Origin of the sequence: Mycolicibacter virginiensis (assembly GCF_022374935.2) — a bacterium.
GTDB lineage: Bacteria > Actinomycetota > Actinomycetes > Mycobacteriales > Mycobacteriaceae > Mycobacterium > Mycobacterium virginiense.
This window is the reverse complement of sequence record NZ_CP092430.2, coordinates 3,402,097-3,423,326: the sequence shown is the minus strand read 5'-3', so window position 1 is coordinate 3,423,326 and position 21,230 is coordinate 3,402,097. Positions and strand designations below refer to the sequence as shown.

At 65.8% G+C, this 21,230-nt stretch carries 18 protein-coding genes and 1 tRNA gene; 7 read left to right on the top strand and 12 right to left on the bottom strand.

Annotated features, from left to right (window positions below; all coding sequences use genetic code 11):
- Positions 1-4: 4 nt before the first annotated feature.
- A complete protein-coding gene (locus MJO54_RS16600; RefSeq protein ID WP_046285732.1) occupies positions 5-892 on the top strand; it encodes a lysophospholipid acyltransferase family protein in 888 nt (295 codons plus the stop codon).
- A 22-nt stretch (positions 893-914) separates the two neighbouring features.
- On the opposite strand, the gene MJO54_RS16595 is transcribed toward MJO54_RS16600, so the two are convergent.
- On the bottom strand, positions 915-2,252 hold the full coding sequence (locus MJO54_RS16595; RefSeq protein ID WP_046285733.1) for a zinc-dependent metalloprotease: 1,338 nt from the start codon (positions 2,250-2,252) through the stop codon (positions 915-917).
- 100 nt (positions 2,253-2,352) lie between these two features.
- On the opposite strand from MJO54_RS16595, the gene MJO54_RS16590 reads away from it, so the two are divergent.
- Positions 2,353-3,372, top strand: a complete 1,020-nt coding sequence (locus MJO54_RS16590; RefSeq protein WP_064887978.1) for a YlbL family protein — start codon at positions 2,353-2,355, stop codon at positions 3,370-3,372.
- 56 nt (positions 3,373-3,428) lie between these two features.
- Positions 3,429-6,389, top strand: coding sequence for a UPF0182 family protein (locus MJO54_RS16585; RefSeq protein WP_240175196.1), 2,961 nt, complete (start codon positions 3,429-3,431; stop codon positions 6,387-6,389).
- 26 nt (positions 6,390-6,415) lie between these two features.
- On the opposite strand, the gene MJO54_RS16580 is transcribed toward MJO54_RS16585, so the two are convergent.
- The 3 genes from MJO54_RS16580 to MJO54_RS16570 all read right to left on the bottom strand — a co-directional run bounded on the left by MJO54_RS16580 (position 6,416) and on the right by MJO54_RS16570 (position 8,429).
- Positions 6,416-7,219 (bottom strand): oxygenase MpaB family protein, encoded by an 804-nt coding sequence (locus tag MJO54_RS16580; protein WP_233428569.1) that lies wholly within the window; start codon positions 7,217-7,219, stop codon positions 6,416-6,418.
- A complete protein-coding gene (locus MJO54_RS16575; protein WP_046285741.1) occupies positions 7,219-8,118 on the bottom strand; it encodes an oxygenase MpaB family protein in 900 nt (299 codons plus the stop codon). The genes MJO54_RS16580 and MJO54_RS16575 overlap by 1 nt, the downstream gene beginning before the upstream one ends.
- 77 nt (positions 8,119-8,195) lie before the next feature.
- Positions 8,196-8,429, bottom strand: a complete 234-nt coding sequence (locus MJO54_RS16570) for a hypothetical protein (protein ID WP_046285737.1) — start codon at positions 8,427-8,429, stop codon at positions 8,196-8,198.
- Between the two features lie 161 nt (positions 8,430-8,590).
- Between MJO54_RS16570 and MJO54_RS16565 the strand changes: the two genes are divergently transcribed.
- Positions 8,591-8,664, top strand: a tRNA-Met gene (locus tag MJO54_RS16565).
- A gap of 77 nt (positions 8,665-8,741) precedes the next feature.
- On the opposite strand, the gene MJO54_RS16560 is transcribed toward MJO54_RS16565, so the two are convergent.
- The 7 genes from MJO54_RS16560 to lipP1 all read right to left on the bottom strand — a co-directional run bounded on the left by MJO54_RS16560 (position 8,742) and on the right by lipP1 (position 18,528).
- Entirely contained in the window at positions 8,742-11,900 is a 3,159-nt protein-coding gene (locus tag MJO54_RS16560) for a bifunctional cytochrome P450/NADPH--P450 reductase (RefSeq protein ID WP_240175195.1), read from the bottom strand.
- A 56-nt stretch (positions 11,901-11,956) separates the two neighbouring features.
- A complete protein-coding gene (locus MJO54_RS16555; RefSeq protein ID WP_064888121.1) occupies positions 11,957-12,682 on the bottom strand; it encodes a mycothiol-dependent nitroreductase Rv2466c family protein in 726 nt (241 codons plus the stop codon).
- The gene (locus tag MJO54_RS16550; RefSeq protein WP_064888119.1) at positions 12,679-13,479 is read right to left on the bottom strand and encodes a maleylpyruvate isomerase family mycothiol-dependent enzyme; all 801 of its coding nucleotides are present in this window, start codon (positions 13,477-13,479) and stop codon (positions 12,679-12,681) included. Before MJO54_RS16550 ends, MJO54_RS16555 begins: the two co-directional genes overlap by 4 nt.
- Positions 13,480-13,573: 94 nt before the next feature.
- The gene (locus MJO54_RS16545; protein WP_234783287.1) at positions 13,574-14,998 is read right to left on the bottom strand and encodes a TIGR00366 family protein; all 1,425 of its coding nucleotides are present in this window, start codon (positions 14,996-14,998) and stop codon (positions 13,574-13,576) included.
- An 88-nt stretch (positions 14,999-15,086) separates the two neighbouring features.
- Positions 15,087-15,674, bottom strand: coding sequence for a TetR/AcrR family transcriptional regulator (locus MJO54_RS16540; RefSeq protein ID WP_240175194.1), 588 nt, complete (start codon positions 15,672-15,674; stop codon positions 15,087-15,089).
- On the bottom strand, positions 15,671-17,497 hold the full coding sequence (locus MJO54_RS16535; protein WP_240175193.1) for a flavin-containing monooxygenase: 1,827 nt from the start codon (positions 17,495-17,497) through the stop codon (positions 15,671-15,673). The genes MJO54_RS16540 and MJO54_RS16535 overlap by 4 nt, the downstream gene beginning before the upstream one ends.
- Before the next feature lie 98 nt (positions 17,498-17,595).
- A complete protein-coding gene (lipP1, locus tag MJO54_RS16530; RefSeq protein ID WP_240175192.1) occupies positions 17,596-18,528 on the bottom strand; it encodes a LipP1 family hormone-sensitive lipase in 933 nt (310 codons plus the stop codon).
- 79 nt (positions 18,529-18,607) lie between these two features.
- Here lipP1 and MJO54_RS16525 point away from each other — a divergent pair, with 79 nt between their 5' ends.
- The 3 genes from MJO54_RS16525 (at position 18,608) to MJO54_RS16515 (ending at position 20,389) form a co-directional block, all read left to right on the top strand.
- Positions 18,608-18,985: a MerR family transcriptional regulator gene (locus MJO54_RS16525; RefSeq protein WP_240175191.1), complete on the top strand. Its 378-nt coding sequence runs from the start codon at positions 18,608-18,610 to the stop codon at positions 18,983-18,985.
- Between the two features lie 70 nt (positions 18,986-19,055).
- Positions 19,056-19,559: an STM3941 family protein gene (locus tag MJO54_RS16520; protein ID WP_064888107.1), complete on the top strand. Its 504-nt coding sequence runs from the start codon at positions 19,056-19,058 to the stop codon at positions 19,557-19,559.
- 74 nt (positions 19,560-19,633) lie between these two features.
- Entirely contained in the window at positions 19,634-20,389 is a 756-nt protein-coding gene (locus MJO54_RS16515) for a DUF1295 domain-containing protein (RefSeq protein ID WP_046284280.1), read from the top strand.
- 9 nt (positions 20,390-20,398) lie between these two features.
- Here the strand turns inward: MJO54_RS16515 and MJO54_RS16510 are convergent, their stop codons facing one another.
- Positions 20,399-21,220 (bottom strand): nuclear transport factor 2 family protein, encoded by an 822-nt coding sequence (locus MJO54_RS16510; protein WP_240175190.1) that lies wholly within the window; start codon positions 21,218-21,220, stop codon positions 20,399-20,401.
- Between the last annotated feature and the right edge of the window lie 10 nt (positions 21,221-21,230).

Sequence of the window (21,230 nt, the reverse complement as noted above, 5' to 3'; positions counted from 1 at the left end):
GGAGATGCACGTCCTCCAAGACACTGACGCGATCCTGAACCATCCGCCGCGAGTCGAAGCCATGCGGCGCGCAGTGGAGGCCGTCGCCGACGCGGTCACGCCCGTCGTCGAGGCGTACCGCCCCTACGTCGAAGGGCTCGAGAATCTTCCTCGTGATGGGCGATTTCTTTTGGTGGGCAACCACACTCAGGTCAGTATCGAAGCGCTGCTGATTCCCTTCCATGTCCGGCGGGCGATCGGCCAACGAGTACGGGCGTTGACGGATCGGCAGTTCGGGCGCATGCGGGGCCCGGCCCGAGATCTGCTCGCCGCTGCGGGGGCACTGGTGGGCGCCCCGGAGCCCGTCCGCGAACTGATGCGCCGCAACGAGCCCATCCTGGTGTTCCCGGGCGGAGGCCGCGAGATTCCCAAATTCAAGGGGGAGGAGTACACGCTGCGCTGGCAGGGCCGCGCCGGATTCGCCCGCCTCGCAGTCGAACACGACTATCCGATCGTGCCGGTCGGGCTGGTCGGAGGCGACGACGTGTACCGGAGTGTGAGTCGTCGCGGTGGCAGCTGGGAGCGGTTCAGCACCGCACTGTCCCGACGGCTTTCAGGGCCCCCAGACATGGCCATACCTCTGCAGCACGGCATCGGCCCGACCCTCATTCCGCGACCGCAGCGGATGTACCTGCGCTTCGGCGCCCCCATCGACACCAGCAAACCAGCGCGCGTCTCGAACGAGAAATGGGTTGCCACCGTGCGGGACAAGACTCAACAGTCGCTGGAGCAGATCTTGGCCGAGCTGCTCGACGTCCGCGCCGAGGACCCCTACCGCCACCTCAATCCGTTGGCTTGGCGGAACGCCGTCTCACCACCCGAAGCCGCCGGGCCAGGGTCCGCACGCAACTGATCGTTAGGCCGCGCGCCGTGCCTCAGTCGCCGGCGTCGTCGGGGTTACCGGCTTCGCGCTGAAACTCCGCGATCGCCTGGTCGATGGCCGAGTCGATGTCGCTGGAGCCGCCGATGATCCGGTCGATGAATGCGGCCGGCTCGTCAAGATCGGCGGACTCGGGCAGCAGATCGGGGTGCTGCCATACCTTGTCGCGGGCGTCGGCGCCGACCGCCGTGGTCAACCGCTCCCAGAGCACCGCGGCCTCGCGCAGCTTGCGCGGGCGCAGTTCCAGACCGACCAGCGTGGCGAAGGTCTGCTCGGCCGGGCCACCGGTGGCGCGCCGGCGGCGCAGCATCTCCGAGAGCGCGGCGGTGCCCGGGATCCGGTCGCCCAGCGCCGCATTGACCACGGTCTGAACCCAGCCCTCGATCAAGGCCAGCAGGGTCTCGAGGCGCTCCAGCGCGGCGAGTTGCTCCGGGGTCGACTTCGGCTCGAACACGCCCTGGTTGAGCAGTTCGTTCATCGCCGAGGGATCGGTCATCGCCGCCGGATCGAAGCCCTGGGCCAGTTCTTCGATGCCCCGGATATCGATCTTCATGCCCCGGGCGTAGGCCTCCACCGCGCTGAGCAGCTGGTTGGACAGCCACGGCACGTGGGTGAACAGCCGGTGGTGGGCGGCCTCACGGGCGGCCAGGAAGGTGACGATCTCGCTGCGCGGCTGCTCCAGGCCGCCGGCCAATTCCTCGATCGCGCCGGGCAGCAGCGCGGCCACTCCGCTGGGCCCCAGCGGCAGGCCGATGTCGGTCGAGGTCAGCACCTCTCCGGACAACCGTCCCAGCGCCTGGCCCAGTTGGGAGCCGAACGCCAATCCGCCCATCTGCGACATCACCGACAACAACGGACCGGCCATGCTCTTGGCCTCTTCCGGCAGCGCCGACGCCCACACCGACGAAACCTGTTCGGCCATCGGGTCACACAGTCGCTGCCAGGTGGTCATGGTGTGCTCAACCCAGTTCACCGGCGTCCAGGCGACCCCACTGGTGGTGCCGGCCGGCAACGAAGTCGCCCCGTCGAGCCAGGTTTCAGCCAGGTGCACCGCATCGCCGATGGCGGTCGCGGTTGAGGCGGTGACGGGCGCCACCGAACCGATCGACTTGATCGCGACCTGTCGCGCCAGGTCGTAGTTCACCGGCCCGGCCGGTCGGCCGTCCGCGCTGACCCGACCGGCGCCGCTGAACATCTGCCCGAGCTGGGTAAAGACCTGGCCCAGATCGGCCATGTTGAAACCAGCACCCATCCCGAACGGGTCGGAGGGCCGGGAACCTCGCTCGCGGTCGGGGTCGTCCCCAGAAGAGAAACCGAAGGGCAGATCAGCCATAGATACAACCGTACTCACCGCCAACGTCCGGCGGTACGACACGGGGCCACCGGTGGTCGGGCCGTCACCGCCTGGGCAGCGGCCGTTTACCATACCCGGGGTGAACAGGCGGATTCTGACGCTGTTGGCGGCTGTGCTGCCGGTGGTCGCGTTCGGCGTGCTGCTGACGGCGGTGACGGTGCCCTTCGTGTCGTTGGGGCCGGGTCCGACGTTCGACACCCTCGGCACGATCGACGGCAAGCAGGTGGTCGACATCGAGGGGACCACCACACACCCGACGACCGGCCACCTCAACATGACCACGGTCTCCCAGCGTGACGGTCTGACGCTGGGGGAGGCGTTGGCTCTGTGGTTGTCCGGACGTGAACAGCTCATGCCGCGTGACCTGGTCTATCCGCCCGGCAAATCCCGTCAGGAAGTCGACGAGAGCAACGACGCCGACTTCCGTGCGTCCGAACAGAGTGCCGAGTACGCCGCGCTCGGCTACTTGCGCTACCCGTCAGCGGTAACCCTCGCCGACGTCCAAGACCCCGGGCCGTCAGCCGGCGCGCTGCAGCGCGGCGACGCCGTGGACGCCGTCAACGGCCAACCGGTCTACACCGTGCAACAGTTCACCGCGCGGCTGGCCGACACCAAGCCCGGCGAAACGGTCGTCATCGACTACCGGCGCAAGAACGCCGCACCCGGCACGGCGCGGATTACGCTCGGAGAGAACAAGGACCGAGCCAACGGATTCCTGGGTGTGTCCGTCCTCGATGCGCCGTGGGCGCCGTTCACCATCGACTTCAATCTGGCCAATATCGGCGGCCCGTCGGCGGGGCTGATGTTCTCGCTGGCGGTCGTGGACAAGCTGACCAACGGCACCCTGGCCGGGCCGAACTTCGTTGCCGGCACCGGGGTCATCAAGGCCAACGGCCAGGTCGACGCGATCGGCGGGATCGCGCACAAGATGATGGCGGCCCGCGAGGCCGGCGCGACGGTGTTCCTGGTCCCGGCCGACAACTGCTACGAGGCCAGAAACGACGACAAGGGTCTGCAACTGGTCAAAGTCGACAGCCTCGCCCAGGCGGTGGGCGCGTTGCGAACCATCACCGACGGAGGTCAGCCGCCCTCTTGCTGAGTGTTCGTTGGCTACAGTGGGGCCGTCAGGAACAACTGAGCTAGGGAGCGTGGCACGTGGGGATGCGGCCCACTGCGAGGATGCCGAAATTGACCGCGCGCAGCCGGATCATGGTTGGCAGCGCCTTCGTCGTGATCGCGCTGCTGCTGTTGGGGCCGCGGCTGATCGACGGCTATGTCGACTGGTTGTGGTTCGGCGAGCTGGGCTACCGCTCGGTGTTCGTCACCACATTGCTGACCCGCCTGGTCACGTTCGTTGTGGTGGCGTTGCTGGTCGGCGGCATCGTGTTCGCCGCGATGGCCACCGCTTTCCGGGTCCGACCGGTCTTCGTCCCCAGCAACGGCGTCAACGACCCGGTGGCGCGGTATCGGACCACGGTGCTGTCGCGGCTGCGGCTGTTCGGATTCGGAATACCGGCCAGCATCGGTGTGCTGGCGGGCATCGTCGCGCAGAGCTACTGGGTGCGTATTCAGCTGTTCCTGCGCGGCGGTGACTTCGGGATCAACGACCCGCAGTTCGGCAAAGACTTGGGCTTCTACGCCTTCGACCTGCCGTTCTACCGGCTGGTGGTGGGGTTGCTGCTGGCAACGCTGTGTCTGGCCACTATCGCGAACCTGACCACGCACTACATCTTCGGCGGTATCCGACTGTCCGGCCGGGCCGGCGCCCTGAGTCGCCCGGCCCGCATCCAGGTGGTCAGCCTGATCGGAACCCTGGTGCTGCTCAAGGCCGGGGCCTACTGGCTGGATCGCTACGAGCTGCTCAGCCACACCCGCACCGGCAAGCCGTTCACCGGAGCCGGTTACACCGACATCAACGCGGTGCTACCGGCCAAGATGATCCTGCTGGCGATCGCACTGATCTGCGCGGTCGCAGTGTTCTCGGCGATCGTGCTGCGCGACTTGCAGATTCCGGCGATCGGTTTGGTGCTGTTGCTGCTGTCGTCGGTCGTGGTCGGTGCTGGCTGGCCGCTGATCGTCGAACAGTTCAGCGTCAAGCCGAACGCGGCGCAGAAGGAGAGCGAGTACATCTCCCGCTCGATCACGGCAACCCGGCAGGCCTATGGCCTGACCGAGGATGTGGTCACCTACCGCGACTACCGCGGTGACGCGCGCGCCACCGCCGCGCAGGTGGGCGCCGATGCGGCCACCACCTCCAACATCCGGCTGCTGGACCCGACCATCGTCAGCCCCGCGTTCACCCAGTTTCAGCAGGGCAAGAACTTCTACTTCTTCCCCGACCAGCTCACCATCGACCGCTATCGCGACGACGAGGGCAAGCTGCGGGACTATGTGGTCGCCGCCCGCGAGCTGAATCCGGATCGACTGATCGACAACCAGCGCGACTGGATCAACCGGCACACCGTGTTCACCCACGGCAACGGGTTCATCGCCTCGCCGGCCAACACCGTGCGCGGTATCGCCAACGACCCCAACCAGAACGGGGGATACCCGGAGTTCTTGGCCAACGTCGTCGGTGCCAACGGCGGTGTCGTGTCCGACGGACCGGCCCGACTCGACCAGCCGCGCGTTTACTACGGGCCGGTGATCGCCGACACCGCCGCCGACTACGCGATCGTCGGCCGCAACGGCGCCGATCGTGAGTACGACTACGAGACCAACACCGAGACCAAGAACTACACCTACACCGGTACCGGTGGTGTGAACGTCGGAAACTGGTTGGCCCGTAGCGTTTTCGCCGCGAAGTTTGCCGAGCGCAACTTCTTGTTCTCCAACGTCATCGGCGCGGACAGCAAGATCCTGTTCAACCGTGACCCGGCCAGCCGGGTGCAGGCGGTGGCGCCGTGGCTGACCACCGACTCCACGGTGTATCCGGCGATCGTGAACAAGCGCCTGGTGTGGATCATCGACGGTTACACCACACTGGACAACTACCCCTACTCGGAGTTGACGTCGCTGTCGTCGGCGACCGCGGACTCCAAAGAAGTCGAGTTCAACCGGCTGTTGCCGGACCGGCGAGTGTCCTACATCCGCAACTCGGTCAAGGCCACCGTCGACGCTTACGACGGAACGGTGAGCCTGTACGCCCAGGACGAGCAGGACCCGGTGCTGCGGGCGTGGATGCAGGTGTTCCCCGGCACGGTCAAACCGAAGTCCGAGATCTCACCCGAGCTCGCCGAGCACCTGCGCTACCCCGAAGACCTGTTCAAGGTGCAGCGGATGCTGCTGGCCAAGTACCACGTCAACGACCCGGTGACCTTCTTCTCCACCTCGGACTTTTGGGACGTGCCGCTGGACCCCAACCCGACCGCCAGCAGCTTCCAGCCGCCGTATTACATCGTCGCGAAGAACCTTGCCAAGGACGACAATTCGGCGTCTTTCCAGTTGACCAGCGCGATGAACCGGTTCAAGCGTGACTATTTGGCCGCCTACATCAGCGCCAGCTCGGATCCAGACACCTACGGCAAGCTCACCGTGCTCACCATTCCCGGGCAGGTCAACGGGCCCAAGCTGGCCAATAACGCGATCACCACCGATACCACGGTCAGCCAAGACCTCGGCGTGATCGGGCGCGACAACCAGAACCGCATCCGGTGGGGCAATCTGCTGACCCTGCCGGTGGCGCAGGGCGGACTGCTCTACGTCGAACCGGTCTATGCCTCACCGGGTTCCAGCGATGCCTCGTCGTCGTACCCGCGCCTCATCCGGGTGGCGATGATGTACAACGACAAGATCGGCTACGGGCCGACGGTCTCCGACGCACTCACCGGCCTGTTCGGGCCCGGTGCCGGTGCGGCGGCCACCGACATCGCGCCGACCGAGGGCGGCGCTGCCGCGCAGGGGACGCCCCCGTCGGCGACCCCGCCGGTTGCGGCGGTGCCGACGCCCCCGGCTGCCGAGGTCGCGTTGTCCCCGGCCAAAGCCGCGGCGCTGCGCGAGGTCGAATCGGCGCTCAATGCGGTGCGCGACACCCAACACCGTGGTGACTTCGCCGCCTACGGTGCGGCGCTGCAACGCCTCGACGATGCGATGGCCAAGTTCAACAGCGCCAAATAGGGGAGCAGTTCAACCGCCGCGTGGTGTCAGCGGCGCGTGGCGTCCAGCGGCGTCGTCGGCGCGTTTTGTGCCGCGGTGCTGAGTGCGGCGCGTGCCTTGGCGTTCCAGTGATGTCTGGGGGCCAGCGCGGACAGCTGAGCCAACCGGACGAACTGTCGCAGTGACCATCGGTCGGCGGCGCTGACAGTGATCCCGGTGAGTTCCACGGCGCGGGGGTGCTGCAGGGCGCGGATGGCCGGGTGGGGGACGGTGCGCATCCACCAATCGGTGGGCGCGAAAATCTGCTCGCGGAACGGCTCGAAGTGTTCACCGGCCACCAGGTGCGACCGGCAGTAATCCTCGAAGTACTCGACGAATTCCGGCCAGGTCGCGGGCATCGGCCGGGTTGATACGCCGTATCGGCGATACCAGGTGCAGCACTCCTGGTAGAGCTGCTCATGCTCGTCGGCGTCGAGCCGACGAATGAAGGTGTTCACCATGACGACGAGGGACTCGACATAGGCGCTGTGCTGAAAGTGGAACGTATCGGGATTCAGGGCGTGGTACTTATGGCCGAGACTGTCGACGCCCTTGACATGCTCGTGGGCGAACCGCATCTGGGGCCGCATGTCCACGTCGGTATAGGCGTAGTTGACGGCTTGGGTGAAAGTGCGTTTCTTGTGCAGCCAAATGCGTTTGCGCATCAGAGCATGCTCGTTGATGCCGGCGGCGATGCCGGGATGCAGCAGCAGCAGACATACCGCCCTGGGGAGCACGAACAGGTAGCGTCGGTCGGCCAGGAAGTGCCACAGCATGCTGTCGGGTCCCAGGCCGTCGTCGTGGTCAGCCATCAGATCAGTGCCTTGTCTCGGCGGATGCGACGGCGAACGTCGGCCATCAGCACGGTGTAGTTGACGGTTCGGATGAATCGGGGAATGAAGCGGTTCACGAATGATACGAACAGGAAGAGGTTTTCGAACTGGCGTTGCTCGGTCGGCGACCAGGGCACGCCGAGCCGCTCACGAAAGAGCGGTGCCAGAAAGCCGATAGTCAGGAACCGCAGCAGGGGCGCCAGGGGCGCCCGCAAGATCGGGTTGATCATCTTCAGGTCGACCAGCCGCATGAGGTAGTCGCGGACGATATCGTCCATCTCCAATGTCTGACAGGTGGTGTTCCAGTAGGCGTCGAATTCGGCGCGGGTGGGCGGCCACTGATCGGGGGTGACCTGCAAGGTGGTGCCGAGCGGCCAGGCGTGGTGATAGAACCCCTCCGCCTGAGCCTGGGTCATCTTGCCGCGCAGCAGCTGATAGGTGTCCTCGTAGAAGACGAATAGGCATGCGGCGACCCATAACTGCAGATTGGGATCGAAGGCGTTGTATTGGACCGGGCTGTCCGCGGTGGAGCGAACCTGCCGGTGTGCGACGTTGACGGCGTCACGGTAGGCAGCGCGTTCCTCGGCGTTGCCCAGCACCGCGACAGCCATGTACTGGGCGGTGGTGCGCAACCTCTTCCATGGATGTTCCATCAGGGCACCGGATTCCACCCGGCTCTCCACGACCCCGTGGCCCACTCCCGGCAGGCTCAACTGCATGACGACGTTGGCGGCTGCTGCGGCAGCAGACCAAAAATCCAGCGCCTCAGTGAGATCGACGGGACCATCGTCGAAGCGTGGCGTGTACTGATCGATGTGGATTCGGGTCTCGGCCGCGTGCGGGGATGGTGACTCGGGAGAGACGCCGAGAATTCTCATGGCCAGATCGATGATCCGTACCAAAAACATCATCTCGAGCGGCCTCCGTTGTTGCGGGGCGACGTTGCCCTTCGCGGTCACTGCATACAGACGTTAGCGATCAGCAGCACCGGCCACGCCACGATCGATCCAAGAATGGACACTACGAGGTCCAGGCCTCGCATGCCGTGCAGCGCAGCGGTGTGGGTCAGCGTCCAGATCAATCCGATGGTCAGATACGGCGTGCCGAGGATCAGGCCCAGGCCGATCAGCTCTCCGATGGGAATCCGGTAGGTGAGCAGGCGGCCGACGTTGTCGAGAAATCCGGGCATCGGTTGCCCCTCCCGCTGTTGTGGCCTCGGAATGCAGCATGGCATAGCGGGGTTGGGCCGACAAGGACGAGATGAATCGGCACCGGTCGGGCGACGGCGCCGACGCCAGACCAGGCGATTTGGCGGCTTGGGCACCCGTTGGGTAGTGTCGTACTTACCGACGCGGGGTGGAGCAGCTCGGTAGCTCGCTGGGCTCATAACCCAGAGGTCGCAGGTTCGAATCCTGTCCCCGCTACTAAAGAAAGTGGCCCCCAGGCGCAAGCCTGGGGGCCGTTTTCGTTCATGGGGTCTCTGGCTCGTCCGGCCCCGCGCTCACCCAGCCCACACGTCCTCGACGTAGCGGTCGGACTCCACCAGTCCGATAAGCCAGTCGCGGGCTTGGCTCTCGTCGCTGCCGGTACGCACGCGGTAGATGTCGATGAAGGCCTGCCGCACCGCCGGCGCCATCTGGGCGCCGTCACCACACACGTAGACGTGAGTGTGCTTGGTGGGATCGCCGAGCAGCTCCCACACTTCGTCGGCGTCGGCGGCGATCCGGTCCTGCACGTAGCGCACACCGTCCTGCGGTGCGCGGGAGAAGGCGGGCCGCATCCGGACTACCCCCGCCGCTTCGGCGGCCTCGAACTGTTCGCGGAAGATGTAGTCCACGTCTGGATTTCGGACGCCGAAGAAACACAGGGCCGGCGCAAAGGGCGCCCCTTCCTGTTTGGCCGCCAAGCGATCGCCGAGGAAACCCCGGAACGGGGCGACACCTGTACCCGCGCTGACCAGAATCACATTCTTCGCCGGGTCGGCACCGGCACGGAACGCCTGGCGGGCCGGGTCGACCCGTGCCCGAATCTGTGCACCAGGTGCGGCGGCGGCCAGATGATTGGATGCCACGCCCTGGAACAGTCCATGCCCGGACCGGGCCGGCGCATCGAGCACGCTGACCACCAGCCCGACCAGCCCCGGTGTCAGGCGCGAGGACGACGCGATGGAGTAGTGGCGGGGTGTCATCGGCTCCAGCAGTTCGAGTAGCTCGGCGCCCGTCAGTTCGCACGCCGGGAACTCCACCAGGCACTCGAATGGACTCAGTGGGCAGGGATCGGCCGATGCGGCCAGCTGCTCGAGACGTTCACGCTCCGGCGGGCACGGGTTGGATGCGGCCAGACGCCGCAATTGGCTCGGCGTAACCGGCTTTCGCAGCTCCACGAAGTGGGTGAGCAGTTCGCGCGCGCTCACCTCCCGATCGAGTGCGATCAACCGCCGCGAAGTGCGCCGAGGATTGATCGACAGCCGCCGTTCGGCTTCGATGCCGAGAAGCTCGAGCACCGTGGCGACGAGATCTGGCGGATTGTCCGCGAGGACTGTCAGGTGATCACCCGTCTGGTACTCAATTCCCTCGGGAAGGACAACGCGGACAAAGTGTTTTGCTCCGCCCAGGATCGCGTCGTCGCCCACCAAGGCGGTGTTGTCCAGGACGGTCATCGGTGTTACTGCGAAGCGGGCGTCGAGCGCCGCGGTGACCGGGCCGATGATGGGATGCATGTCGTAGAGCGGTTCATCGGTGTCGGTGACCGGCGCCGCGTCCGGATCGCCGAAGTGCTCGCACAGCGCTGCGTGCAACGCCACCGAGAATTCTTCGACCGTGCCGTTGAGATCCCCTGAGGTATCGGCGGAGGTCAGCGGGATCAACGGCCGGGCGCCCAGTTCGGTCAGGCGTTCATCGATGCGCTTGGGTACCGCCTGATACGTGTCGGCCCAGTTGCGATCCCCGACACCGAGTACCGCGACGTACGGAGCGCCGTCGAGTGCGGTATCTCCGCCGAGCAGCCAGGCGAGGAAGGCGCGCGCGTCGTCGGTCGGCTGACCGTTGTAGGACGCGGCGACGATCACGATCGCATCGGTGTCCGGCAAGTTTCCGGCGAAGTCGTCCAGGGGCGCCACCGTGGCGATGCAGCCAAGGTCGGTGGCCTCTTCGGCAAGCTGCTTGGCCAGTGCGCGACACGTTCCAAGATTCGAGCCGTGCAGCACCGCCAACTTGGTGCCGGCTTTGACCGCGGAGCTGGCTCCCGACGTGCTCCGTTCGGGTATCGGGGTGGCCAAGGCTGTTGCGGTGCGGCGGTCTTCAGGCGCTCGCCGGATCAGGTCGAGGTGAAAGCCCATCGGGCGCCGGCTGCGCTCGCTGTCGAACTGCAGCACATAGTGTTGCGAGTCGATCAGGCGATAACGGTGGATCAGCCGGGCGATCATCATGGTGGCCTCGTGCAGCGCGAACTGGCGTCCGATGCAGGATCGCGCTCCAGTGCCGAAGGGTTTGAACACCGCACCGGGCCTGCCGGCAGAGCGGGCGGCGTCGAACCTGTCCGGATCGAACAGTTCGACGTTGTCACCCCATTCCGGCTGACGATGAAGCGCCCCGGTGAGCACGCTGACGGCCTCGCCCTGTCTGATCGGGTATTTTTCGCCGATGACTGTGTCCGCCAGGGCTGTTCGGTCGAAGCCAATTACCGGCGGGGACAACCGCAGCGTCTCGTTGATCACCTGCCGCAGATACTCGAGCTTTCCGATGTCGTCGTAGCTCGGCAGATAGTCGTCGTCCACCCCGAACACGGCATCGACTTCGGCCACTGCGCGCGACAGTACTGCCGGATGACGCAGCAGGTTGTAGAGCGCGGTGGGCATCAGCTCCGACGTGGTCAACTGGCCGGCGATGAGAAACGTCATGATCTGGTTGCGGATATTGTCCGTACTGAGGCGTGGGCCGCCGTCGGAGTCGCTTGCGAGCATGACGTAGAGCAGGTCGTCGAGTTCGGCTGTGGCAGTTGCTCGGTGTTGCTCGATCAGCTCGTCGAAGCTGCTATGCAGATGCTCCAGTTCGTGGTCGAGGTCGGCGGTTCCCTCGGTCTCGGCAAGCTTGGCCAGGGCCGCGGTGAAACTCTGCGGGATGGGGGCAAGGCCCTCGTGGCTGAACGAGTCGAATCGTGCTCCGAAGCCGGCAAGGCCGACGGTGTCCATCGCGAGCTTCCGCAGGTCGGTCGACGCGTCCGCCGGTTGATGCCCGACGCAGCCATCCCAGCGCTGGATCAGCTGGGTGCCGATGTCGAGCATGGCGCCGTGATAGTTGCGCAGCCCGGCGTAGCTGAAGCCGGGCATCAGGACGTCGTGGGCTGTCTGCCAATTCGGTTCACCGTGGTATGCGGTGAACAGGCCGTCGCCGGCGAGTTGGCGGACTCGCTCCAAGGGGCGCATCGGGTTCTTGGCGAACCGGTTCTCGTCGCACAGTTCTTCGACCAGCGCCCGTGAGCACGCGTACAGCTTTCGCACCCCACTGAAGTCGGCGTAGAACAGCGGCCCGTGCAGCTCGCCGAGGATGTCGATGGGCAGTGCATAGGGGCGGCCGACGAGATCAGACGACGGTGGCAGCGGTCCCTGGGCGGACGGAACGTTGTCCAGTTCCGGGGGCAGCGACGCGGTGAAGTCGGCCATATCGGGCAGCCTAGGCCGCTACCGGATTCTGTTCCGGCGCAATGGTGATCATTGACCTAGGGTTCATCTGCCGCGGCCGCCCTTTGCTCCCGGTCGGGGAAGGTGACCACCTGTCCGCGGTTGATCGACACCCAGTCGCGCGCCTGCAGGTAGGGGCGGAAGGTTTCGGCGATGCGCTGCTCGTCGGCCGGCGTCTTGGGTCGCTGCAGCTCGTACAACTGCGGAAACTCGGTCCAGCCGACCACGGCGTCCCAGAGCCGCAGGGCAGCATCGCCGGTGGGCGGATCGATGAGCACCGGTCCGAACAGGCACTGCCCGTCGGGAAAGAACAGTGTGGGTACCCCGTAGCCGCTGGCGGCGACCACCCGTCGATGGTCGGCCAGTACTTCGTCGCTGGTCGTCGGGTCAGCGATCGCCTGGTCGGCGAGTTCGGGATCGAATCCGAGCTCTTCGAGCAGCCGGCGGGCGACCGCCTTCTCGTGCGGCTTGCGGCCCTCGACATGCAGAGCGCGGCCGGCGCGCTCGTACCAGGTATCAACGTCGGTCATCGATCGGCGACGCAGCAGTGCTCCGATGCGCATCATCGACCAGCCATAGGACCACTCGCGTTCCCAGGGATGTTTCTTGCCTTCTTGGCGGTTGATCTCCTCCAGGCTGAAGAAACGCCAGTTCACTGCGAGGCCGGTGCGGTCGCGTACTTCCCGAATCCACCGCGACGTCTGGTACGCATACGGGCACATGACGTCGAAGTGGAAGTCGATGAAATCCGGGCGACCCGTCACATCGTGAACCTCAAGTTACGCGCGGCCCGGTCGCCGAGGTCGCCATCGCCCTTCCAGGTGATGGCGCCGGAGTCGATCTGGGCCTGCGGGTCGATGCGTCCGCAGGCCAGTTGGATGAAGGTCGTGGAACCGGTGACCACCGTGACATCCGGGTTATTCAGGTGGTCAACAGTTTTGGCTCGGCCATCCACGGCGACGTGCAGCTGGCGGGTAATGGGGCCGGTGAGATCGAAGGTGATGCTCTTTCCGTCGGGTAGGCCCACCTTCTTGCCGACGATGTAGCCCAAGGACCCGGCTACCTCCGCCAGTGCGATCTCGGCGCCGCGATTTGCGTCATCGGTGGTGCGGCCCAGTGGGGTGGTGATGTCTCGTTCGTGCACCCAGAAGTCGAAGACCCGGATCTCGAGGAACCTGCCGTAGGTGGCGGGCCCGACCGGCGTCCACGACGGCCGCAGCAGATCCGCGTCGGCCAACGCGGCCAGGTCGCGTCGCCGACGGTCAAAAACCGCGCGTACCACTTCGGCGTAAGCGGCGCCGTCGGCGTCGGCGTCGCGCAGGAAGTCCGCGGCCTTGTCGAACGGCGGCGGGGTGCGATCGTCGTCGGGCAGCCATCCCGCCATTGCCGCCTCGATGCTGGTGACGTGGTTGATCACATCGCGAACCGTCCAGTCCGGGCACAGTGACTGAGCGCCCCACTCGGTGTCGCTGAGATCGGTGCAGAGGGCTTCTATCGCGGCGTAGCAGTCCCGCAGGGCGGCGGAGATCCTGCCCACGCTGCCGACTTCCGGTGTGTTCAACGCCGTTCTCCTTCGCGACCAGGGCACAGTGCGTCTGTCACGAGCATCCGACAAGCACGAGCAGATATCAAGGAATCGCGAACGCTGGTAGCCCTCAGATCACCCACGGTGCGATCAACGTCATCGCCCCCAGGACCGCCAACCCGATTACGAACGCCACGATCGTAAAGCCCATCACCTGACGGACATTGAGCTTCGCGATCGCCAGCAGTGGCAGCAGCCAGAACGGCTGGATCATGTTCGCCACGCCCTCGCCGACGGCAACGGCCATGGATACCAGGCCGAGATAGGCCGGTGACTGCTGGCCGATCGCCAGCGCAGAGTCGACGGCGATCGGGCCCTGCACGGCCCAGTGCCCGCCGCCGGACGGCACGAACAGGCTGATGATCACCGAGCCGATGAAGGTCAGGAACGGCAACGTGTACTCCGTCGCGCCGTTGACCAGCGTCTGGGCCAGTAGCGTCTGCAGCGGCTTGGACCCCTCGGCGCCCTGGTACGCCAGCAGTCCGACCAGGCCCCCGTAGAGCGGATATTGCAGCAGCAGCGGGCCAGAGACCTTCGCGGCACCGGTGAATGCCCGGATGAAGCGAATCGGCGTGCGGTGCAGCAGGGCGGCGGTGATCGTGAACAGCATGATCATCGACGAGATGTTCAGCGCGAAACCACTGGTCACGAAATACGTGATCCCCGCCGCGAACAGCAGCACGTTGAGGATCCACTGATTCTCCAGCCATTCGGCAAATGTCTTGCCGGCCGGGATCTCAACGGCTGCTTTGTCGTCTTCGAACACCGCGGAATCGGGGGGCAGGCTTTCCGACGGCTCCATCCGCCACACCGCGAGCGCGAGCACCCCCAACACGATGAGCGCCGAGAGCCAGCTGTACGGCTGGAAAATGGTCTGGCTCAACGGCACAGTGAATCCGGCGATCTTGTGGATCACGTTGATGGGGCTGCCGGCGTCGGTGTTCGCCAGCGCGATCGACGACGAGAGTCCCTGCGTCCAGACGATGAAGCCCATGAACGCCGCGGCGATCAGGTAGCCGAAATGCGAGTCGGGGAAACGTCGCGCGACCTGCCGGGCCACCAGCGCACCGGCCACCAGGCCCAGGCCCCAGTTCAATAGGGATGCAGCGGCACTGACGGTAAAGCACAGCAGCGCCCCCTGCACCTGGTTGCGCGGCACAGCCGCGACGCGGACGATCGCCCGCTTCAGCACGGGGGCTTCGGCCAGCGTGTAGCCGGTCACCAGGATCAGGGCCATCTGGAAGGCGAACGTGAAGATGTTCTGCGGCCCCCAGACCCCGGCGTACCAGGCCGTCAGCATGCCGCTGGCCGATGCGCCGCGCACCAGAGCGGCGACCATCCCGGCGACGATCAGCGTGAGGATCACGGCGAACAGGTACGGGTCGGGCATCAGGCGCTCGACGTAACGGACACTGAGCCCGGTGAGCGATTGCATGACGCCTCGGCGTTGCGTCGGCTGCTCAGTCATCGCGCCGTCTGCCCGTAGCTCGGTCATTGCGCAGCCTCTCGTCGGAAAACCGCTCGCACCGCGGTCGCTCGTGCGTGTGCCACGATAAATCCGGCCGGCGCTCGGGCCGGGGTTTTCAGCGCATGGTGGCGTGCAGCGCGTCGGTCATCGCCTCAATGGCAGCCTCGCGCTCCAGTGGCCAGCCGTCGACCAGCCACAGGTGCATGAAGGAATCGACCATGGTGTACATCATCGCGATGGCTAGCCGCAGCTGGGCCTCGGTGGCACCGGGCATGGCATCGGCCTCGATCCACTCGGTGACGTTGTCCTCCATGGTGGCTCGATGCGCCGCGGCGAACTCCGGGTCGGCCGCCCGCGCCTGATGCAGTGCCATATAGAGCTGCGGCGCGGAGGTGTAGAAGTCGACCACCTTCTCGAAGAACGCTCTGATCGAGGGCCGTCCCGATCTGCCGCCACGCGGGGCGTCCTGCTGGGACCAGACGGTCATGCGGGTATTGCGCAGTTCGCGCAGCACCGCAGCTTTGGAGTCGAAGTGCAGATAGAACGTCGCCCGCCCGATCCCGGCCCGGCGAACGACGTCGTCGATGGTCACTGCGACATAGCCCCGGTCGGCAAACGCCTCCAACGCGGCGGCCATGATCTGGTCGCGGGTCATGGCGCGGTGCCGGTCACGCATCGTGAGTTTCGGTGCAGTGGAAGTCATTTCAGGATCACCCCCTCCAGCCGGCCGGTGGATCGCCACGCGTTCAGCATTTCGAAGAACTCGACAGGCTTGCCGCCGAAATTGGTCGACAGCATGCCGTGCGGATTCTCCCGGTCGCCCTCGGAACTGAGGTAACTCGGCGTGCACTCGGCGTAGAAGGCCTTGGGTTTTTCCGACGCTTGGTCCATCGCGGCCAGCCACTGGTCCTCGGCGGCCGCGGTGGCTTCGATGGTGTTCGCGCCCCGTTGCACGAATGTGCTGACCAGGTAGGCGAAATGGCGGGCTCGCTCCTCGGCGGTGTGGGTGTAGTTGGGGGAGACCCCGGATTGGGTGTAACCCAGGAAGAAGCAGTTGGGAAAGCCGTGGGTCTGTAGGCCGTGCAGGGTCCGCATGCCTTTCGCCCACTTGTCGCTGAGCCGCACGGCGTCGCGGCCCACAATCTCGAAGCCGAGCCGGCGGGTGAACTCGGTACCCACCTCGAAGCCGGTCGCGAACACCAGTGCGTCGAGTTCGTATTCGATGCCGTCGACGACGACGGCGGTCTCGGTGAACCGATCGACGCCGCGCCCATCGGTGTCGACCAACGTGACGTTGTCCCGGTTGAACGTATCGAGGTACTGGTCATGGTAGCCGGGCCGCTTGCAGTTCAGCCGGTACCAGGGCTTGAGCGCTTCGGCGGTCTTGCGATCGCGGACGGTGTCGTCGATTCGGGCCCGCAGCCGTTGCATCGCCACGTAGTCGGCGTGGAACAGGAAGTCGGCGATCTCCTCGGGGGTCATCTGTCGGCCGAGGCGCTGAGTCTCGCGGATCACCGCGGGCTCACTGAGTTCCAGGGCTTTCTGCGTCCAGCCGTCGTCGGTGAGGTCGAGGTCCATCTCCACCCCGCAGGTGACCCGGGTGAAGTTCTCCATGCGTTCGCGTTGCCAGCCCGGCTGCAGGCTCGCCGCCCACGCCGGGTCGGTGGGTCGGTTGCCCCGCACCGAAACGGTGCTCGGGGTGCGCTGGAAGACGTAGAGCTGCCGCGCCCACTCTCCGAGGTGCGGGATGCACTGCAGTCCAGTGGAACCGGTGCCGATGACGCCGACGCGCTTGTCGGACAGTTTGGTCAGCCCACCGGATTCGTCGCCGCCGGTGTAGCCGAAGTCCCAGCGGCTGGTGTGGAAGGTGTGTCCGCGGAATTCGTTGATGCCGGCAATGCCCGGCAGTTTCGGCCGGGTGAGCGATCCGGGCGAGACCGCGACCAGCGTGGCGGTGAACGCGTCTCCGCGATCGGTGGTGATCTGCCAGTGCTTGGCGGCGTCGTCCCAGTGCAGGCCGGTGACCGTGGTGCCCAGCAAGGCGTTGTCGTAGAGGCGGTAGTGCTTGGCGATGTTCTGCAGGTGCTCGCGGATCTCCGGGCCGTGCGCATAGCGCTCGGTGGGTACGTAATTCAGCTCTTCGAGCAGTGGCAGATAGATGTAGGACTCGACATCGCACTGCACGCCGGGGTAGCGGTTCCAGTACCAGGTGCCGCCGAAGTCACCGGCGGTGTCGATCATCCTGATGTCGTCGATCCCGGATTCCTGGAGCCGCGCGGCGGCGACCAGGCTGCCCAGACCGGCGCCGATGATCGCCACCTGGACGTGGTCGTGCACTGGGTCGCGCTCGACGCGCTCGGTCCACGGGTCGTCGGCGTAGTGCGAGAAATCGGCGGTGACCTCGATGAACTGGCCCACGGCGTCGGGACGCATCCGTTTGTCGCGTTCGAGTGCGTACTTCGCCCGCACCCACTCGGGGTCGTAGTCCGCCGGCTGCGGTCCCAGGGAGCTGGCCGTGGGTGGCATCGCCTCGTGCTCCTTGCGTCATCGATAGCTCGCTGGACATAGTGTCCAGTGAATAGACTAGGCGATGGCTGGCCAGACGCAACGTATATTCCCTGGGCTCAATTCGGCGGGGGCACGGCTGGCAGAGCGGCGGCGATGTCCTCGAGCGCCCGGGCCGCGTCGTCGAAGGGCCAGCGCATGAACTCGTGGATCATCCCGTCATAGCGATTGACGGTGGTGGGGACACCCGCTTGCTGGAGTCGGGCGCCGTACTGTCCGCCCTCGTCGCGCAGGGCGTCGAATTCCGCGGTGACGATGAGCGCCGGAGGAAGCTGCTTGAGGCTGGGTGCCAGCAGCGGCGAGACGTGAGCATCGAGCTTCTCGTGAGCATCGTTGAGGTAGTGGTTCATGAACCACTGCTGGGTTGCTCGACTGATGTTGCCGTACTGTCCCGCGAATTCTTGGATGGAGACATTCGATCGCCGAAAATCCAAGTCCGGGTAGATCAGTACCTGGTGCGTGATGGCCGGGGCGCCGGCGTCGCGAGCCATCAGCGCGACCACAGCAGCGAGATTCCCGCCGGCACTGTCACCGGCGACAGCGATGTCTGTGCCGTCGGCGCCGATTTCGCCGCCGTGCAGGGCAACCCACTGCGTGGCAGCGAAGCCGGCGTTGATCGCTGCCGGGTACTTGTGCTCCGGGGCTAGGGGATAGTCGACCGAGACGACGACGCGGCCGGTGCGGTTCGCCAGCGCCCGGGCCAGCCCGTCGTGGGTGTCGAGGTCGCCCAGCACGAAACCGCCGCCGTGGAAGAACACGATCACCGGGCGCCGTTCGTCTGGCTGCGGATGGTAGATCCGAACCGGCAGCTCGCCGGCTCGGGTGGAGATGGCGCGGTCGCAAACGCGTGCGACGGCTTCGCCGGTGCCCAGGCTTTGGGTCATCAGACGCATGGCCTGGCGGACCTGCTCCGGGGCGAACGTGTGCAGGTCGGCGAAGTTGCTGCCGGCCAGTCGTTCCAAATGGGCTTGGACCTGCGGATGTAGTGGCATGGCGCTCGGTGTCCTTTCCTTGGCGGCGCTTCGTCGCTAGTGTCTGACTTGAACCACGCTTCAAGTCAAGGGGATGGTGATGCTGGACATTGCTGAGGTGGCGAGTCGATCCGGTCTGGCGTCATCGGCGCTGCGGTTCTATGAGCGGCGCGGGTTGATCAGCTCCGGTGAGCGCAACGGCCTGCGTCGCACCTACGAACCGGCGGTGCTTGACCGGCTCGCCTTGATCAGCTGTGCCAAAGCGGCCGGATTCACGCTTGCTCAGATCGAGCGCTTTCTGCGGGCCACCCCCAGCGACACCGAACTACGTGCACGAATGGCGGAGAAGGCTCGCCAAGTCGATGACGAAATCGCCCGCCTCACCCGCATGCGTGACAGCCTCACCCACGCCGTCACCTGCACCCACACGCCTCTGGTCGAGTGTCCGGAGTTCAAGGCGCGCATCAGCGAGCCCTAGCCGCTCGTCAGTTGTAGAGGCGCCGCCGCCGTCGCGCACTAGAGTCATCCCCGTCGACAGGGGAGGGCACATGCCGTTTGAAGCGCATCCGGACCGTCGCAAAATCGCCTCGCTGCTCGCCATCGCAGTCGCGTTCGTCCTGATCGGGGTGCGGTTGGCCGGTGGGTTCGGGCCGGTGGGGCCGATCCGCGGCTGGTCGCCGCAGGCCCTGCACGTCTTCGGGTGGATCGCGATCGTCTTCTTCGGTTTCGCTGTGGCGGTGCTGATATCGCGGTTGTTCTCCTCCGGAGCCGAGGTCCGCATCGACGCCGAAGGTGTCTACGGGCGGCGCAGCGGCAACCGGGTGATCCCGTGGAGTGCCATCGAGCGCATCACCACCGCGGATACCGGCCGGGTGCAGCTGGCCCACTTGTTCCTCGACAACGCGTCAGCGTTCCCGAGACCTGAGCGGCTGGGCGCCAAATCCTTTGGCCACGTAACACTCTCGCTGCAGGGCACCGACGGCAAACTCAGCGACATGCGGGCCGCGTTCGACTACTTCGCACCCGGCAGGCGGGACGACTCCGCAGGTTAGTCACGCATCCGCAGCGCGATCGCAGCGGCCACATGTGCTACTACTGCCTAGCATCCTTCGATGAGAGGTTCCCCATGGCCGGTCTGTATCACGCCGCTGTCGTCTTTCTAGTCGTCTTGACGATCGTCACCTTCGCCAGCAGCTTCTGGTTCACCAACCCTTATGGCCGCTTCGCCAGTCCGGACGACCGCTTCACGCTGCCGGGAAAGATCAGCTGGCTGACGTTCGAATGCCCCCAATGGTGGGCTTTTACCGTGACGTTCTGGCTGGTGGCGCACTCGCATGGGGCACCGGCGATCGTGTTGTACGCACTGTGGCAGTGCCACTATCTCTATCGCGGGTTGATCTATCCGCTGAGCCGCAAGGGCGATGACAAACGTTTCCCGATCTCCGGTATCGCCTTCGGCTTCGTCTTCAACGCCGTCAACGGGTTCGCCAACGGCTACGCCGTGGCGTTGGCCCCGCACCTGCAGCAGGAGCGTTGGTTTGTCGACCCCCGCTTCATCCTGGGCCTGGCCGTGGCAGTGATCGGCTGGGGGATCAACTTCCAGGCCGATCGCATCCTGATCGGTCTGCGCGCCGATGGCAGCAGCGGGTACAGCATCCCGTACGGCGGGGTGTATCGCTGGGTGTCTTCGGGCAACTACTTCGGTGAACTCGTCTTGTGGGCGGGCTGGGCGATCATGGCCTGGACGCTTCCGGGCCTGATCTTCCTGCTCTTCTCCATCGCGAACCTGGGGCCCAGGGCGATGGCCACCCACAAGTGGTACCAGCAGAAGTTCCCCGATTACCCGCCCAACCGCAAGGCGATCATTCCCGGCGTGCTGTAGCTGTCCGCCTCAGATATAGAGGCGGACAGCGGAAATCGCGCCCCGGTCCGCGCCCTCTTTGGAGAACTCGAACAACCCCACCCCGCGTCGGCCATCCAGGTGCACCGTCGCAGTGACGGTATGCCCTGCGGCCAAGAGTTTTTCGACCGTCAGGTGCTGTGCCGTTGAGACGAACTCGGCCACCGTGGTCTCCGAAACACCGTCCAGGCTCAGCGTGGCATCGGGAGTCAGCAGCGCCGAAACCGCGGCCGCGTCACGCTGCGCCAGCGCCGCGACAAGGTTCTCGACCCGACGCTTCCCACGCTTGCGCACCCCGGAAAGGCCGCGCAGGAATCCTGCGCAGCCGGAAAGCCCCTGGTGCCGAAGCAGCTGGGGGCCCAGGATCACCGAGGCCAGCAGGCCGCGGCCCCCGGAGGTCAGCAACTGGCCGACCATCTTCTGTAGCTCCCAGTGCGCGAACAACCTTTGGATCTTCAGCGAGCCGTCTGGCCCATGCGAGGCCAGGTCATAGCGCAGGTGCATCGGGATATGCATGGTGACGCCCGTTGACATGGTGGTGTGCACCGTGAGGTCTCGTAGCACCGACATCCCCGCGACTACGTCGTTCTGCACGTCAAAAGCGATGGTGTTCGGTGCGATGAAGGTATCGAAGAACCGCCCGATGGCGGCCGTGCCGACGTGGGGAGTCGACCCGACCGGATCGTTCACCTGCCCGTCGGCGGCGAAGATTCCGACCCACGCCGATTTATCGTGTACCGCCACAGCTTTCGGTGACTGCTCGACGGCGTCGAGCAGGGCACTGTCACTGTGCGGAGAACGCTGGTCCGGCATCGGATTCCTC